We start from the raw sequence: 15,136 nt of genomic DNA, 5'->3' as shown, positions 1-15,136 counted from the left end.
GATCGCCGCTTCGCGTCGCCTGCAGCAACTCGACGCGTCTTCGCATCTCGGCACTCGGCATGCGCATCGGCATGTTGATCTTGCTCAACCCGGACGAACACGCTCCGGGTTTGGTTGCGGCTCGATCAAGCCACCGGGACTTGATTGGCACCAACTCGATAAATTCGAACAGGAGAAACCAAATGAGTCACCGCAAGCTGATCATCGCTGCCGCGATCGTGTCCTTCGTCGCGCTGCCTGCGATGGCGCAGAAGAGCACGACCGACGAAAAGAACGGCCATCACTACTCAGGCGGACCGAAGACCGAGGTCCCGCATCACATGGGCAAGAAAGAGAGCGATGGCGGGTCGACCAGCGGATCCGGCGGCAGCCACCACTATGGCGGCGGGCCGAAGACGGAAGTCCCGCACCACACCGGCCCGAAGAAGCAGCAATGACCATCGCGCGGTGATCTCGCGGCTTGCCGCGGCCATGATCCCGACCTGAGACAGCGCAACAAACGAATTCGCCCGGAAGCGGTCATCCGCTCCCGGGCGATCCAGATCTGGATCTCGTAAGGCCTAGTTCGGCACCGCCGCCTTCGACCCGGGCTTGGCGGCAACCGCATTCGCGGTGACGCCATGGAGGAAGTCGAACGCCGCGTGCAGGGCCTTGTCGTCCTTCTCTTCCGGCGGGACATAGGATTGCGATCCGGTCTGCTCGGTGCCGTCGGCGGCCGACAGATGCCCGCGCATCTGGGACTCCGCCATGGTGTCCATCCGGCCCTTCAACTCGGGCGGCACGTCCTGGAGGATCTCGATGTCGGGCGCGACGCCCTGGGCCTGGATCGAACGACCCGACGGCGTGTAGTAGCGCGCCGTGGTCAGCGCCAGCGCGCCATTGCCGGCGCCGAGCGGAATGATGGTCTGCACCGAGCCCTTGCCGAACGAGCGCGTGCCGATCAGCGTCGCGCGCTTGTGGTCATGCAACGCGCCGGAGACGATCTCCGAGGCCGAGGCCGAGCCGCCGTTGATCAGCACCACGAGCGGCTTGCCCCTGGTGAGATCGCCGCCATGCGCGGTGAAGCGCTGGGTCTCTTCCGGACTGCGGCCGCGGGTCGAGACGACCTCGCCGCGCTGCAGGAAGGCGCTCGACACCGACACGGCCTGATCGAGCAGGCCGCCCGGATTGTTGCGCAGATCCAGCACGTAGCCGGCGAGCTTCTCCTGGGCGACCTGCTTGGAGATCGACGCGATCGCCTTCTTCAGCCCGTCGGTGGTCTGCTCGTTGAAGGAGGTGATACGGATATAGCCGATGTCGCCGTTCTCGACGTGGAAGCGCACGGGGCGCACATGGATGATCTCGCGCGTGATCGCGACATCGAGCGGCGCGTCCGCGCCCTTGCGCACGATGGTGAGCTTGGTCTTGGTGTCGACCGGTCCCTTCATCTTGTTGACCGCCTGCTCGAGCGTCATGCCCTGCACGGCCTCGCCGTCGATCTTGCTGATGAGATCGCCGGACATGATGCCGGCCTTCGAAGCCGGCGTGTCGTCGATCGGCGAGACGACCTTGACGAGGCCATCCTCCATCGTGACCTCGATGCCGAGGCCGCCGAACTCGCCGGAGGTGGTCTCCTGCATCTCGGTCCAGGCCTTGGCGTTCATGTAGCGAGAATGCGGATCGAGCGAGGTCACCATGCCGGTGATCGCCCCCTCGATCAGCTTGGCATTGTCGGGCTTCTCGACATAGCTGGCCTTGACGCGCTCGAACACCGCGCCGAACAGATTGAGCTGGGAATAGGCATCATCCGCGCCCGCTGCCGCCCGCGCCGCCCATACTCCGCCGTGCGGACTGGCTACCAGAAGGGTCAGACACGCTCCGGTGAGCGCGCCCAGGGGGAACAGCAGGTTTTTCCGCATGGATGAGGTAGCCTTTTGCTTGGCGGTTCTCTTGGGGGCTGGGAAGCGCCATGCAAATGGCGATCCAGCCCGCTTCTCACAATACCATTCCGGTTTCTTCAAGGCCGGGATGCCGCCGAGCCGTTCCAGAACGGCTACGCTGAAGAAATCCCTTCGCCTTGGGCTAAACTTTTGGCAACGTTCCGAAACTGTTTCGCGCAAGGCGGAAACCGGTCGGGCCGTCCACGCCTCGCAGCTATGCGATTTTAGGATGGTTTTGGAGGACCAGACGCGATAGGCGATGGCGATAAGACTTCAAATTCTCGGGAGGACAACGATGAACGAAGCGCCCCGCATCCGGCCGGAACGGAACGTCGAACTCGGCGCCAGCAACGAGCCGTTCCAGAATCTGCACGAGTTCATCCGGAAAGCGCGCGCCAACCTCAATCAGAATGCCTGGGACTACATCATCGGCGCCGCCGAGACCGAGACCACGTTGCGCCGCAACCGCATGGCGCTGGACGAGATCGCCTTCCGCCCGCGCGTGCTGCGCGATGTTAGCAAGGTCGATGGTTCCGTCGAGCAGCTCGGCCGCAGGATGCGCCTGCCGGTGGTGCTCGCCCCGGTCGGTGCCCTCGAGATCTTCGATCCGGATGGCGCAGCGAGCGTGGCACGCGCCGCCGGCACCTTCGGTGCGGCGCATATGCTGAGCTCGGTGTCGGAGCCCGGCCTCGAGCAGACCGCCGAGGCTGCCCCCGACGCGCTGCGGCTCTACCAGCTCTATGTCCGCGGCGACGATGCCTTTGTCGCCGATGTCGTCGGCCGGGCCGAGAAGAACGCCTATGCCGCCTTCTGCCTGACCGTCGACACCGCCCATTACAGCCGTCGTGAACGTGACATCGCCAAGCGCTACGTTCGCGAGAGCCGCCTGCGCGCCACCGGCGGCGATTTCCAGAAGGGCCTGGAGTGGCGGACCGTGAAGATGATCAAGGACAAGTTCAGGATTCCGCTGATCCTCAAAGGCATCGCCACCGCCGAAGACGCCCGGATCGCGGTCGATCACGGTGTCGAATGGATCTACGTCTCCAACCACGGCGGCCGCCAGCTCGACCACGGCCGCGGCGCCATGCATGTGCTGCCCGAGATCGTCGATGCCGTGAAGGGCCGCGCCAAGATCATGGTCGATGGCGGCTTTTGCCGCGGCACCGACATCGTCAAGGCGATCGCGGCGGGCGCGGACCTCGTCGGCATCGGCCGGCTGCAATGCTGGGCGCTGGCGGCCGCCGGCGAAGCCGGAGTCACACGGATGCTGGAGCTGCTGGAGGACGAGGTGCTGCGCTGCCTCGGCCTCCTGGGCGCCACCTCCTTCGCCGAGATCGATAAATCCTGCCTGCATCCGGCGACCGCCACCAACGCGCCCAGCGTGTTCAGCGCGTTCCCGCTGTTCGAGCATGAACCCTATCGTTACTGACTTGCCAATCCTGAAGTGAAAAGCACGCAATGACATCGCTCTCTCCCGGCAGCGCCGACGCGCTGCTGTTCGACCTCGGGCGCGTGGTGCTCGACATCGACTTCTCCAAGGCGATCGCCTGCTGGGCGGGACATGCCGGCTGCCAGCCCGAGGCCATCGTCGCGCGCTATGTGCGTGACGAGGCCTACCGGCTGCACGAGATGGGCAAGATCAGCGACGAGGACTATTTCGCCTCGCTGCGTGCCTCGCTCGGGATCGGCATCTCGGACGCGCAGTTCCTGGAAGGCTGGAATGCGATCTTCGCCGGTGAGATGCCTGATATCGCCGAGTTGCTGCCGCGCGCGGCGAAGCAGATGCCGCTCTACGCGTTCTCCAACACCAATCGGCCGCACGTGGACTATTTCTCGAAGAAATATGCCGATCTGCTCGGCCATTTCCGCGAGCTGTATTTGTCGTCCAGCATCGGCCTGCGCAAACCGGATGCGGAGGCTTTCGACCATGTCGTCGCGGCGATCGGCGTGCCGGCGGAGCGCATTGTATTCTTCGACGACCTCGCCGAGAACATCGAGGGAGCGCGGGCGCGCGGTTTGAATGCCGTGCATGTCACATCGCCGCGCGATGTCGGGAACGCGTTGAAGGCGCTGGGCATCTGAGATTAACCAGCCGCGAGAAGCCCCGCGCGGCGGTTCCCGGAGCTAAATTTTCAAAAAGCCGGGGAACCCAATCACTTTGTGCATTTTTGTACCGAGTTCCGGGGAACGGAAGGCCACCCTTCGGACTCATGAGTCCGTTGGGACTTCTACATCGGGCTAATCGACGTGCTGGGCAAAACCTATCTCACCAAGCAAGCCTCTCTGCTGCTTGAATTCGCCAGAACCACCTCGGATTCTGACCTTTCCGCCAAGCTGATCCGCAAGGCCGCCGACCTGAAATCCCAGGCCGATCCGCTGCCCGACAAGGACCAGGGTCCCAAAGCTCCCGATGTCACGCTGGACGACGGCCCGGACCGACCGAGCGGGAGTTGACCGATGCTGGCCGTGGCGCTCGTTCTTCTCCTGATCGCCATGGCCGTCCTCGTGCCGGTCTGTCTCGCCTTCCGGATCATGCCCCGGCGGACTTGAACTCCTCCGCCACGCGGAGATCACGCAGGATCATCCTGCATGCTGCTTTGCCTCGCGCCTGCACTCGGCTAGAACTCTCGCCGCCCATTTGCCGATGCGCTGAGCAGGAGTTTCCGCCGTGGCCCTGATGCCGGTATCCGACGCGCTTGCCGCCGTGCTCGCCGGCGCAGAGCCGCTGGCCGAAGAGGCGGTCCCCCTCAACGAGGCCTACCATCGCGTTCTCGCGCACGACGTCGCGGCGCGGCGCACGCAGCCGCCGGAGGCCATGTCGGCGATGGACGGCTATGCCGTGCGCGCGGCCGACGCGGCAACGATCGATTCCAGGCTGACGGTGGTCGGTGAGGTCGCGGCGGGCCGGCCATTCGCGGGAACGGTCGGCCCCGGCGAAGCCGTGCGGATCTTCACCGGCGGCGTCGTTCCCGACGGCGCCGACGCAGTCGTGATCCAGGAGGACACGGTCGCAGACGGCAGACACATCACGATCAAGGAAGCCGCGATTCCCGGGCGGCACATCCGCCCCGCCGGCGTCGACTTCCGGGAGGGCGACGAGCTCCTGCGCAAAGGAACCCGTCTCACCGAGCGCGATCTCGCGCTGGCCGCCGCGATGAACCAGCCGCAGCTTGCCGTCTGCCGCCGTCCGAAGGTCGCGATCCTCGCCACCGGCGACGAGCTGGTGATGCCGGGCACCACGCCCGGGCGCGGCCAGATCGTCTATTCCAATGGCTATGCCCTGCACGCGCTCGCCCGCAGCGAGGGGGCAGAGACCGTCGACCTCGGCGTTGCCGCCGATACGCTGGAGGCCACTTCCGCCGGCATCCGCCGCGCCCGCGAGAGCGGTGCCGACATCCTGATCACGACCGGCGGTGCGTCGGTCGGCGATCACGATCTGGTCCAGCAGGCGCTCAGGGGCGAAGGCATCTCGATGGCGTTCTGGAAGATCGCTATTCGGCCCGGCAAGCCGATGATGCACGGACGGCTCGACGCAATGCGCGTGATCGGCCTGCCCGGCAATCCCGTGTCATCATACGTATGCGCCTTCCTGTTCATGGTACCGCTGATTCGCGCCCTGTCGGGCCGTTCGGCGATTCATCATCTCCGCGAGCGCGCCGTGCTGGGCCGCGATCTCGGTGCCAACGACCGGCGCGAGGATTACTTGCGCGCGCGCCTGGAGCTGCGCGGCGACGGCACGCCCGTCGCCGTTCCCGTCAACCATCAGGACTCCTCTCTGCTTGCGAATCTCGCTGCAGCACAGGTACTTCTCGTGCGCGCACCGTTCGCGCCGAAGGCCGAGGCGGGCACGCCTTGCGAGGTGCTGCGCCTCCCCGTCTGAGCCAAGCGGCCACACGCATTCCGCGAGTTTTGCTTTGTTCACCGTAAATTAAGCAGTTGCGGAACACATATCGAACATATAGTGTCCGTTCATGATTTGTTTCGAGGATGTAGCGGCTTATCGCTGAATTCATCGTCTCGGAATCGAACGACATCAACCGGGGGACTTTGGTCGAGATGTTGACGCGCAAACAATACGAGCTTCTGCGGTTCATCAGCGAACGTCTGAAGGAAAGCGGCGTGCCGCCCTCCTTCGACGAGATGAAGGATGCGCTCGACCTGCGCTCGAAGTCAGGCATTCATCGCCTGATCACTGCGCTCGAGGAGCGCGGCTTCATCCGCCGCCTGCCCAACCGCGCCCGTGCCATCGAGGTGATCAAGCTGCCCGAGCTCCAGGCTGCCGCCGGCAATCGCCGCGGCTTCACGCCGAGCGTCATCGAGGGCAATCTCGGCAAGGTGCGCACGAGCTCCAGCCCGCCCGTGGACGAGGGCGAGCGTCCCGTCGCGGTGCCCGTGATGGGCCGCATCGCGGCCGGCACGCCGATCGAGGCGCTGCAGACCCGCAGCCACACCATCAGCGTGCCGCCCGACATGCTCGGCTCGGGCGAGCACTACGCACTCGAAGTGCGCGGCGATTCGATGGTCGAGGCCGGCATCCTCGACGGCGACATGGCGCTGATCCAGCGCAACGAGAGCGCCGATACCGGCGACATCGTGGTGGCACTGATCGACGACGAGGAGGCCACGCTCAAGCGCTTCCGCCGCCGCGGCGCCTCGATCGCGCTCGAGCCCGCCAATGCCGCCTACGAGGTCCGCATTCTTCCGCCGAACCGCGTGAAGATTCAGGGCAAGCTGATCGGGCTTTACCGGAAGTACTGAGCAGTCCTGCGGTCGTTCGACACCTGTTGGAGCGGATCATTTTCCGCTCCGGCCGGGTGATCTTTCCGGTTCTGCTCAGATTATCCGGCCCCTCCTCCGGCGCGACATCCTCGGCACGCCGCGCGAAGCGACATCGCTTCGCGGCCTGAGAGTTCGAGGAGACGCCATGCGCCAGATCGTTTCATGGACAATGATTGCGGCGCTGATCGCAGCATCGGCGTCGCACGCCGGTGCCACACAATCGCACCGCCATGTGTGCAAGCGATCGGCGACCCGCGAGCATATCCGCAACGCGCGGAATGCAATCGCGCCTCTGCAATCGAGCTGGCAATATTCGGGATGGTCGGCACCCGCGGGGCGCTGACATACGCCTACCAAATGCACAGGCGTCGGTTTTGTTCCTATCGAATCCGGGAAAGATAATGTGATCGCGGCTTGTGGAGCCCAGCCGCAGATTTGCCTACAACCAAGCAGAGCGTTGCATACTTTCACCTTGATAGAGGCCTGTGCCTCCAGAGGAGGTGCGGGTCGCTATCTTCATCTTCGCAAGAGGAGCACCCGATGTGTGACTACAGCCTGCATGCCGTCGCGACGCGCCCCGCCGAAGTCGGCGAGACGATCGTCACGACAACCTTCCGCGGCACCTCGACACGCGGCTTCGCCTCCGAAGCCGATCTCTCCGTCGCGGTCTGCCTGCTGCCGGGAACGGAGCTCGCTTTCGCCGACAACGTCCGTTACGACAACCGCTGGATCTGGACGCGCACCGTCAACTCCCGCGTCGGCAAGTTCGGCAAGATCGACCCGCACATTCCCGATCGCCATCATGACGCGATCGAATTTCCCGACGGCAAGTACGTGCTGGTGACACAGCTCGTCGAAGGCCAGCGCGCGACCGTGCTGCAACTGCCGGTGACCCAGCCCCTTGGCGAGCGCGAGCACAAGCCGCAGATCGTCGTCGACACGCGGTCCACGATCACGCGCCTGCCGATCGGCTGATCGTCGTCGCCCCCGGCCGATGGGTCGAGGGCCAGAACTTGAAATGCCATCGCCGGCCGAGGCCGGCGAGAGGGCATGGTTTGCGTCCTACGGAATCCCGTCGGACCGCCCTCCTCCTCTATCCTCAATCGTCAGCCTGCAAGTCGCTCTCCGATGGCGTTGCGTCCCGGTTGCGGGACACGGCCGTCTTCGGCGCAAGGCTGCCATCGAAATCCCCCTCGCCGGCGCCGGCCGGCAGCCAGGGGCGGCTCGTGCCTCTCGCCCTCACCGGCTGCACCGAGAAACCCTTTCCGCTCTGCGTCAGAGCCAGCGCGCCCTGACTGGCAAGACGCGGCCGATCGACCACCATCGCCGCGCAATCGGGCGGCGCGGGCCGCGCCGTTACCACCAACGCGGCGCGGCTGCAATCATCGGCCAGCGCGTCGATGCGCAGGGAAAGCGCGACCAGCCGCCCGTCCGCAAGCGGCGCCACGCAGCCGGACTCGTCGCATGACACACCGCTCGCCAACGAGGCGTTGCCGGCATCGCGCGGATCGGCATCGGCAGCCAACCACTCCCTCAGCAGAAAGCCATCCTTGCTCGCGCGGATCACATGCAGGCGCCCATCGCCGCCCCGGACCCCGACGCTCGCGCCATCCCCGGCAATCAGGATATCGGGCTGCCGCACCGACAGCCCCCAGAGGATCGCTGCAAGCAGCACCAGGCCACCCGACCAGCGCAAGGGCGTGCGCAACAGGCCCATCACGATGACACCGAGGCTGGCCGCGATCAGCGGCGCGATCCCGAACGCCGGAATGCGGCCGACTGCGCCCGGCAGAGCCGCCACCCAGCGCGAGACCGCGACCATCCAGTCAATGCCGATCCCCATCAGCCCCCAGAATACGCCGTCGAGCCCGAAGGGCGCCGCGAGCAGTCCCAACAACCCGGCCGGCATCACCAGGGCCGAGACCACCGGCATCGCGCCGAGATTGGCGAGCACGCCGTATGGCGTCACGCGATGGAAGTGGAAGGCGGCATAGGGCGTGGTCGCAAGCCCCGCGATCAACGAAGCCAGGAACAGCATCGCGATCTCGCGGCCGCCCCACAGCGCGATCCGCGCCGTTGCGGAATGATCGGGTGATGCAAGCAGGTTCGGCATGCCGATCTGCACCAGCGCCACCAGCCCGAGCGTCGCGGCGAAGGACATTTGAAAGCTCGGATGCACCAGCGCCTCGGGCGCGACCGCGAGCACGATCAGCGCGGCCACCGCCAGCGTCCGGAAGGTGATGGCGCGGCGATCGACCATGACGGCGATCAACACCACCGCAGTCATGAAGAACGATCTTTGCGTCGCGACCTCCGCGCCCGACAGCAGCAGGTAGAACGCAGCCGCGACCAGCGCGGCGGCCGCCGACCATTTCTTGATGGCAAAGCCGGCCGCCAGTCCCGGGATCAAGGCCAGCAGCGCGCGCACCGCGAAGAACACGACGCCGGCGACGACCGCCATGTGATAGCCGGAGATCGACAGCACATGGCCGAGCCCCGAGACGAACATGGCGTCGTTGACGGGCGCGGTGATCGCATCGCGCCGCCCTGTGAGCAGCGCGGTCGCAATGGCGCGATTGTCGCCTTCGAGCGTTGAGCGGATGCGCGCGTCGATCGCATCGCGCAGGCCCTGCATGAAGGCGGCGTAGCGCAGCCGCAAGCCGCCGGCATCCGGCGGCACTGAAGCGGTGATCGCGCCCATCACGAAACCGGAGGCACCGATGCCCTGGAAGAACATGTCGCGCGAGAAATCATAGCTGCCGGGGCGCACCGGCGAGATCGGCGGCAACAGCCGCGCCTTCAATTGCACGAAGCTGCCGACCTCCGGCGCCGTGCCCTTGCGCACCGAGAGGCGGACGCGCTCGAGCTTGACGTCGCTGCGCTGCGCCTCCATCGCGCTGACGCGCAGCACGAAGCGATCGGTGCGCTCGCGGATGTCGCGGGTCTCGACGAAGCCCGACAGCGACACCGAATAGAGCGGTTTTGCCAAAACGGTGTGCGCAATGCGCGCCGTCTTCCAGGTCGCCATGGCAAAGCCGGCGGCGACCGCCGCGAGCATGATCGCGGGAGCAAACAGCCGCCTCCGCCGCAACAGCGCGGCGCCGAGCGCGAGAACGGTCGCCGTCGCGGCGACCACCCACAGCACCGGCTCATGATCGGCGGCGAAATAGAGCGCGATGCCGCCGCCGAAGGCGACCGGCACCCACGGCAACAGCCGACCAGGCCCGGCCTCAGCGCGGGCCCATTCGCGCAGCGTTTCGACGATTGCCGGCCAAATGCCAAAACCCGCCGGCGCAAAGCCGCCCGCCGGTGCGGCGCGGCCGACCGGCCACGTCCCGGCAACTCCCTGGGAGCGTACTGGCCGCCCCGGCTCCGCCATTCCCCTGCACCTTACGATACGCGACGGGTGCGGAGGCTACCGGAACGTGCTGATGTGCGAATAGCGGTACAGATCAGGAACAGGCGGCGGAGCGCCCTACTTTTCCTCTTCCATGGTCACGGCCACCGATGCCTTGGCGGACAGCCGGACCGCCGGGCACGATGGGCGACCGTTCCATCTCAGGACGGAGCAGCCCCGGTCACTCAAATCCCCCTCACGCCAAGGCGTCGTCCTCGGCGGGCTCAAGTCGCGCCTCGTCTCCGGCCGCCAGCCGGTAGCGGTCGGCGGAGAGTTTGGCCGACTGCTCTTGTCAGCCGGCCGGGTGATGCCAGCGATCGTGCCACCAGGCGCTGAAGTCACGATCGGTCATCAGCTCCCAGCCAGCGAGCAAGATCACCAGCAGGCCCGACAATACGCTGCTCGCCGTGGCTGCTGCCTGGTCATAGCCAATGGTCCAAGGCACCAGCACCAGCGACAGGCCCAGCAGCATTTCGCCCCACTCTTCCAGGTAGGACGGGATGACAAAGGCCTCTACGGCAAACAGCATGACGCCGAGCCCAAGCGCGATGGTGATCCAGACCGCCGCCCCGGATAAACCCAGAATAAAGGACGACAGGACCAGCCACACACCCACCACCAGGCTGGCAGCGTCTTGCCAATGTTGGATGCGCATAATGCTCACCTCCCCTCTGTTACTTATCTGGGGACGTACCGATGAAAAATCATCCGTCCGGCCTGCGTTGTGTTGCCGCGAGGGCCGGTCCGGGAGCCGACGGCCAAGCCCGACCGCCCCATGCCTGGAGAGGCCCTTGCGAGTGCGGCGCACCCGGATGCAGACTGTCGCCGCTAGACAGGTGTCAATGTCGACCGTTCCCGGTGCCTCGGAAGTTCGCGCCCGGAGCAGAGGGAGATGACGCCATGCGAGAAATGGAAATCCACGACTACGCGCGGCAGTTGCTGGAAGCCCATGGCCCGAAGGCCATTGCGGAAGCCGCTCAAAACGCCGTCGAACTCGAGCAGAAGGGCGAGCTCGAATTGGCAAAAACCTGGCGGCACATCGAAGATGCGATGAAGCTGATGCGCGGGCCACACCAAAGCTGACTGCCGGCGCGCAAAGCTTGCCTGACTGCGGCGACAACGCCGAACGTGGACCACAGTCCGTCGCGAGCCGCGAGGTTGCGGCCGAACGGCTACGCGATCTCGGGACGCTGACCTGGGAGCGAAGCCATGGTTGCGAAATGTACGACAGCCGAAGACCTCGTGAAGGCGATCACGGACGAGAAAGTCCAGATGATCGATTTGCGGTTCACCGACCTGCCGGGGATGTGGCAACATTTTTCCGTGCCGCCGAGCGCGGTGAATGCCGATGCACTCAATGAGGGCATTGGATTCGATGGCTCATCGATCCGTGGCTTCCAGGATATCCATGAAAGCGACATGCTCGTCGTCCCGGATCCGACGACGGCCTTCGTCGACCCCTATAGTCCGGCCAAGACGCTGGTTCTCATCTGCAACATCCGCGACCCCGTGACCGGCCAATCCTATAGCCGGGACGCCCGCTACATCGCCCAGAAGGCCGAAACCTACCTTAAGGGTACCGGGCGTGCCGATACGAGCTATTTCGGCCCGGAGGCCGAGTTCTTCGTCTTCGACGAGGTCCGCTACGGACAGGGCATCAACTTCGCCATGCACGCAATCGACTCCAGCGAAGGCAGCTGGAACACCGGCACGGACGAAGCACCGAATCTCGGCCACAAGCCGCGCGCGAAAGAGGGATACTTTCCCGTTCCTCCGACCGACAGCATGCAGGCGCTACGCACCGAAATGGTGCTGACGATGGAATCTCTGGGGATCCAGATCGAAGCGCATCACCATGAGGTCGCGACCGGCGGCCAGAACGAGATCGACATGCGCTTCACCACGCTGACCCGCATGGCCGACAATTTGATGATCTACAAATACGTGGTCAAGAACACCGCACATCAGCATGGCAAGACCGCGACATTCATGCCGAAGCCGCTGTTCGAGGACAACGCTTCGGGCATGCACGTTCACCAGTCGCTCTGGAAGGGCGAGACCAATTTGTTCTACGACAAGGGCGACTACGCCGAGCTGAGCCAGCTCGCGCGCTACTATATCGGCGGGCTTTTGAGCCACGCCTGGGCGTTGTGCGGGCTCTGCGCCCCCACCACGAACTCCTACCGGCGCTTGGTGCCGGGTTATGAAGCTCCGATCAACCTCGTCTACTCCCAGCGCAATCGCTCCGCCTGCTGCCGGATTCCGATGTATTCGCCGAATCCGCGCGCAAAGCGCGTCGAGTTTCGTTCACCCGATCCGTCCTGTAATCCCTACCTGGCCTTTGCTGCAATGCTGATGGCCGGCCTCGACGGTATCGAAATGCGGATCGACCCCGGCAGCCCGATCGACAAGAATCTTTACGACCTCCCGACTGCGGAGGCGAAGGAGGTGAAGTCCACGCCGGGATCCCTCGACCAGGCGCTCGACGCGCTCGAGCGCGATCACGCATTCTTGCTACGCGGGGATGTCTTCACCGCCGACGTGATCCAAACCTGGCTCGACTACAAGCGCAAGAAGGAGGTCGACCCGATCCGGCTGCGACCGCATCCTTACGAGTTCCATTTGTATTACGACATCTAAAGCATGATCCGAAAAAGTGCGAAGCGGTTTTCCGAAAAGATCATGCGTAAACAAGCAACCTAAGGCGCGATGACGATTCATCCAGATCTCATCGCGCTTTAGGGCATTCTTTCGCCTACCTCTCATACCAACCGACGAGGGTCGCCTCTGCGATCACGTGCTTGCGCGCCTCTCGCTCGATGTCGCTGCAGGATGCATTGGCCTTTGTCGGCAGGCCCTCCATCGAGAGGGCAAGCAGTCGGAAATGATAATGATGAGGCCCATGGCCATGCGGCGGACACGGGCCGCCATAGCCCACCTTCCGAAAATCGTTGACGGCTTGCTTCATTCTGGCGTTCTGCGCGGCGTTGATCGCAAATTCCGTGACCGCCGGCGGAATGTCGTAGACTGCCCAATGATGCCATTTGCCGGCGGGCGCGTCGGGATCGTCGCAGAGCAGGACAAGACTCCGTGCCCCCTCCGGCGCGTCGCTCCATTGCAGAGGTGGCGAAAGATTTTCGCCATCACAGGTAAACCGTCGCGGAATTGCGGCACCATCGGCGAAGGCGCTTGAAACGAGTTTCATGGCTCTCTCCTCGATCCGATTGATGTATTCTAGCTCGATCCTGCCCGGTGCGGAATCCTTCGCCATCCCCTAAGATGAGGGGAGATGCATTTGGAACTGATGCAGCAGAATTGTTGTCATGCGACCGCTTTTCCATCCTAGCCTGGTCAACGGTCGCTACGGCGATCCGACGGTCTATGTCGAAACGCTGTTCGAGAAGCGAAGTCTGCTGTTCGATATTGGAGAGATTGCTTCACTGGCGCCGCGGAGGATTCGACGCGTCGACCAGGTCTTCGTCTCGCATGCGCATATCGATCATTTCGTTGGCTTCGACCATCTGCTGCGTTTGCTCGTCGGGCACGAGAAATCGGTGCAGCTGTTCGGTCCGCCCGGCTTTGCCGAGCACGTCTTCCACAAGCTTCAGGCCTATCGCTGGAACCTGGTCGAAAACTATTCCTGCGATCTTGTTTTCGACGTCAGCGAACTTGGAGCGGAAAATTCCATCTCCACCACGCGGTTCCGGCTGAGGAAAGGCTTCGCGGCAGAGCCATCCGCCTCTCGCAAGACCACTGCGGGCGTACTCTGCGATGAACCGACCCATCGCGTGTCAGCCGCGATCCTCGAGCATGGCACGCCCTGCCTCGCCTTTGCGCTGCAGGAGGCGGCCCATGTCAACGTATGGAAGAATAGGCTGTCGGAGCGTGGACTACCCGTCGGTCCCTGGTTGCTGTCGCTAAAGAAGGCCGTCGTCGAGCGTCGCGCGGATGATCATTTGATCCGCATCGAAGAAGCGGCCAAGTCGGATCGCCTCGTGCCACTCTCAAGCCTGCGCGATCTTGTGACGGTCACTGCCGGCCAGAAAATCGCCTATGTGACCGATGTTGCCGACACGCCGGCCAATCGTGCCGCCATCGTGGCGCTGATTCAGAATGCAGACATCCTCTTCATCGAGGCGGCGTTTGCGGATGCGGACGCCGCAATAGCGAAGGAGCGGGCTCATCTTACCACCACGGCTGCCGGAGAAGTCGCACGGGAAGCCAATGTCCGCCGCGTCGAGCCTTTTCACTTCTCTCCGCGCTATGCGGGAGAGCGGGAGCGGATGCTGGCCGAGGTGATGGCAGCGTTCGAGGCATCTCGCGCCTGAGACTGGGAGAGGTTACGCCCGATGTTGACCCAGATCTATGAAATCTCCACCCCCGAAGAGGCGTCCGCACTTTCAGCCATTGGCGTCGACCATATCGGCGTGCTCGTCGGAGACGGCCAATTTCCGCGCGAACTGCCGATCTCGGCGGCTTCCAAGATCGGCGCGGCAATTGTACCGCCATCGAAATTCTCGGCACTGTTTCTGACCCGCGATCTCTCCTTGATTGCGTCGTGGGCGCGCGAGCTCAACCCCGCGATCGTCCATTTGGGGGCCAGCGCCGAACTGCTTTCCCCGCAAGATGTTGCTTCGCTCAAACGCATGTTGCCCGGGATCGTCGTGATGAGAAGCATACCGGTGTTCTCCGAGGAAAGCGTCGCGATTGCCGAGAGCTACGTTGGCATTGCAGACTTTCTGCTGCTCGACAGCTATCGGTCCACGGACAAGCAGATCGGCGCGCTCGGCGTGACGCATGATTGGAATATCAGTCGCCGCATCGTGGACGTCGTCCGTGTTCCGGTCGTCCTCGCAGGCGGCCTCGGACCGGACAATGTCGCAGGAGCGATCCAAACTGTCCGTCCAGCCGGCGTCGACTCCAAGACGAAGACGGATCAGGACGGTTCGCATGCCAAGGACCTGGAGCGAGTCCGCCGGTTCCACGAAGCGGCTCGGGCGGCGGCTGACAATCGCTTTCCGTCGGCCTAACATGATCGTGT

General features: G+C 64.3%; 15 protein-coding genes. 11 read left to right on the top strand and 4 right to left on the bottom strand.

Annotated elements, in window-relative coordinates:
• The first annotated feature begins 182 nt into the window (after positions 1-182).
• Complete coding sequence (locus tag JQ566_RS20630; protein WP_212374950.1) at positions 183-437, top strand: hypothetical protein; 255 nt, start codon at positions 183-185, stop codon at positions 435-437.
• Positions 438-560: 123 nt separating this feature from the next.
• Here JQ566_RS20630 and JQ566_RS20625 read toward each other — a convergent pair whose 3' ends face one another.
• Complete coding sequence (locus JQ566_RS20625; RefSeq protein ID WP_212374948.1) at positions 561-1,898, bottom strand: S41 family peptidase; 1,338 nt, start codon at positions 1,896-1,898, stop codon at positions 561-563.
• A 316-nt stretch (positions 1,899-2,214) separates the two neighbouring features.
• Between JQ566_RS20625 and JQ566_RS20620 the strand changes: the two genes are divergently transcribed.
• The 6 genes from JQ566_RS20620 to JQ566_RS20595 all read left to right on the top strand — a co-directional run bounded on the left by JQ566_RS20620 (position 2,215) and on the right by JQ566_RS20595 (position 7,673).
• Positions 2,215-3,348, top strand: a complete 1,134-nt coding sequence (locus JQ566_RS20620) for an alpha-hydroxy acid oxidase (RefSeq protein WP_212374946.1) — start codon at positions 2,215-2,217, stop codon at positions 3,346-3,348.
• A gap of 29 nt (positions 3,349-3,377) precedes the next feature.
• Positions 3,378-4,001 (top strand): HAD family hydrolase, encoded by a 624-nt coding sequence (locus JQ566_RS20615; RefSeq protein WP_212374944.1) that lies wholly within the window; start codon positions 3,378-3,380, stop codon positions 3,999-4,001.
• A 165-nt stretch (positions 4,002-4,166) separates the two neighbouring features.
• Entirely contained in the window at positions 4,167-4,373 is a 207-nt protein-coding gene (locus JQ566_RS20610; protein ID WP_100230741.1) for a hypothetical protein, read from the top strand.
• A 214-nt stretch (positions 4,374-4,587) separates the two neighbouring features.
• Positions 4,588-5,799, top strand: a complete 1,212-nt coding sequence (locus JQ566_RS20605; protein WP_212374942.1) for a molybdopterin molybdotransferase MoeA — start codon at positions 4,588-4,590, stop codon at positions 5,797-5,799.
• A gap of 176 nt (positions 5,800-5,975) precedes the next feature.
• The gene (gene lexA / locus JQ566_RS20600) at positions 5,976-6,677 is read left to right on the top strand and encodes a transcriptional repressor LexA (RefSeq protein WP_027574383.1); all 702 of its coding nucleotides are present in this window, start codon (positions 5,976-5,978) and stop codon (positions 6,675-6,677) included.
• Between the two features lie 561 nt (positions 6,678-7,238).
• Entirely contained in the window at positions 7,239-7,673 is a 435-nt protein-coding gene (locus JQ566_RS20595; RefSeq protein WP_212374940.1) for a hypothetical protein, read from the top strand.
• Positions 7,674-7,797: 124 nt separating this feature from the next.
• Here JQ566_RS20595 and JQ566_RS20590 read toward each other — a convergent pair whose 3' ends face one another.
• Both JQ566_RS20590 and JQ566_RS20585 read right to left on the bottom strand, forming a co-directional pair.
• Positions 7,798-10,077 (bottom strand): ComEC/Rec2 family competence protein, encoded by a 2,280-nt coding sequence (locus JQ566_RS20590; protein WP_212374938.1) that lies wholly within the window; start codon positions 10,075-10,077, stop codon positions 7,798-7,800.
• A gap of 310 nt (positions 10,078-10,387) precedes the next feature.
• Positions 10,388-10,750, bottom strand: a complete 363-nt coding sequence (locus JQ566_RS20585) for an SPW repeat protein (protein WP_212374936.1) — start codon at positions 10,748-10,750, stop codon at positions 10,388-10,390.
• Positions 10,751-10,995: 245 nt separating this feature from the next.
• Here JQ566_RS20585 and JQ566_RS20580 point away from each other — a divergent pair, with 245 nt between their 5' ends.
• Both JQ566_RS20580 and glnA read left to right on the top strand, forming a co-directional pair.
• On the top strand, positions 10,996-11,178 hold the full coding sequence (locus JQ566_RS20580; RefSeq protein ID WP_212374934.1) for a hypothetical protein: 183 nt from the start codon (positions 10,996-10,998) through the stop codon (positions 11,176-11,178).
• 126 nt (positions 11,179-11,304) lie between these two features.
• Positions 11,305-12,735, top strand: a complete 1,431-nt coding sequence (gene glnA, locus JQ566_RS20575) for a type I glutamate--ammonia ligase (RefSeq protein WP_212374932.1) — start codon at positions 11,305-11,307, stop codon at positions 12,733-12,735.
• Between the two features lie 115 nt (positions 12,736-12,850).
• Here glnA and JQ566_RS20570 read toward each other — a convergent pair whose 3' ends face one another.
• The gene (locus JQ566_RS20570; RefSeq protein ID WP_349643340.1) at positions 12,851-13,366 is read right to left on the bottom strand and encodes a YbhB/YbcL family Raf kinase inhibitor-like protein; all 516 of its coding nucleotides are present in this window, start codon (positions 13,364-13,366) and stop codon (positions 12,851-12,853) included.
• Positions 13,367-13,418: 52 nt separating this feature from the next.
• Between JQ566_RS20570 and JQ566_RS20565 the strand changes: the two genes are divergently transcribed.
• On the top strand, positions 13,419-14,423 hold the full coding sequence (locus JQ566_RS20565) for a ribonuclease Z (RefSeq protein ID WP_212374931.1): 1,005 nt from the start codon (positions 13,419-13,421) through the stop codon (positions 14,421-14,423).
• Between the two features lie 21 nt (positions 14,424-14,444).
• Positions 14,445-15,125 carry a phosphoribosylanthranilate isomerase gene (locus tag JQ566_RS20560; protein ID WP_212374929.1) on the top strand — a complete coding sequence of 227 codons (681 nt, stop codon included), beginning with the start codon at positions 14,445-14,447 and terminating at the stop codon, positions 15,123-15,125.
• The last annotated feature ends 11 nt before the right edge of the window (positions 15,126-15,136 follow it).

This window comes from Bradyrhizobium sp. SZCCT0231 (assembly GCF_018130245.1).
GTDB lineage: Bacteria > Pseudomonadota > Alphaproteobacteria > Rhizobiales > Xanthobacteraceae > Bradyrhizobium > Bradyrhizobium japonicum_F.
The sequence above is the reverse complement of the archived record's forward strand: the minus strand, read 5'-3'. Positions and strand labels throughout refer to the sequence as shown.

Bases quoted from the DNA above. Each gene is read 5' to 3' on its own strand.
- JQ566_RS20585 (WP_212374936.1), bottom strand. From the start codon at position 10,750: ATGCGCATCCAACATTGGCAAGACGCTGCCAGCCTGGTGGTGGGTGTG.
- JQ566_RS20580 (WP_212374934.1), top strand. From the start codon at position 10,996: ATGCGAGAAATGGAAATCCACGACTACGCGCGGCAGTTGCTGGAAGCC.
- JQ566_RS20590 (WP_212374938.1), bottom strand. From the start codon at position 10,077: ATGGCGGAGCCGGGGCGGCCAGTACGCTCCCAGGGAGTTGCCGGGACG.
- JQ566_RS20570 (WP_349643340.1), bottom strand. From the start codon at position 13,366: ATGGCGAAGGATTCCGCACCGGGCAGGATCGAGCTAGAATACATCAAT.
- JQ566_RS20630 (WP_212374950.1), top strand. From the start codon at position 183: ATGAGTCACCGCAAGCTGATCATCGCTGCCGCGATCGTGTCCTTCGTC.
- JQ566_RS20615 (WP_212374944.1), top strand. From the start codon at position 3,378: ATGACATCGCTCTCTCCCGGCAGCGCCGACGCGCTGCTGTTCGACCTC.
- lexA (WP_027574383.1), top strand. From the start codon at position 5,976: ATGTTGACGCGCAAACAATACGAGCTTCTGCGGTTCATCAGCGAACGT.
- JQ566_RS20625 (WP_212374948.1), bottom strand. From the start codon at position 1,898: ATGCGGAAAAACCTGCTGTTCCCCCTGGGCGCGCTCACCGGAGCGTGT.
- JQ566_RS20620 (WP_212374946.1), top strand. From the start codon at position 2,215: ATGAACGAAGCGCCCCGCATCCGGCCGGAACGGAACGTCGAACTCGGC.
- JQ566_RS20565 (WP_212374931.1), top strand. From the start codon at position 13,419: ATGCGACCGCTTTTCCATCCTAGCCTGGTCAACGGTCGCTACGGCGAT.
- JQ566_RS20560 (WP_212374929.1), top strand. From the start codon at position 14,445: ATGTTGACCCAGATCTATGAAATCTCCACCCCCGAAGAGGCGTCCGCA.
- JQ566_RS20595 (WP_212374940.1), top strand. From the start codon at position 7,239: ATGTGTGACTACAGCCTGCATGCCGTCGCGACGCGCCCCGCCGAAGTC.
- glnA (WP_212374932.1), top strand. From the start codon at position 11,305: ATGGTTGCGAAATGTACGACAGCCGAAGACCTCGTGAAGGCGATCACG.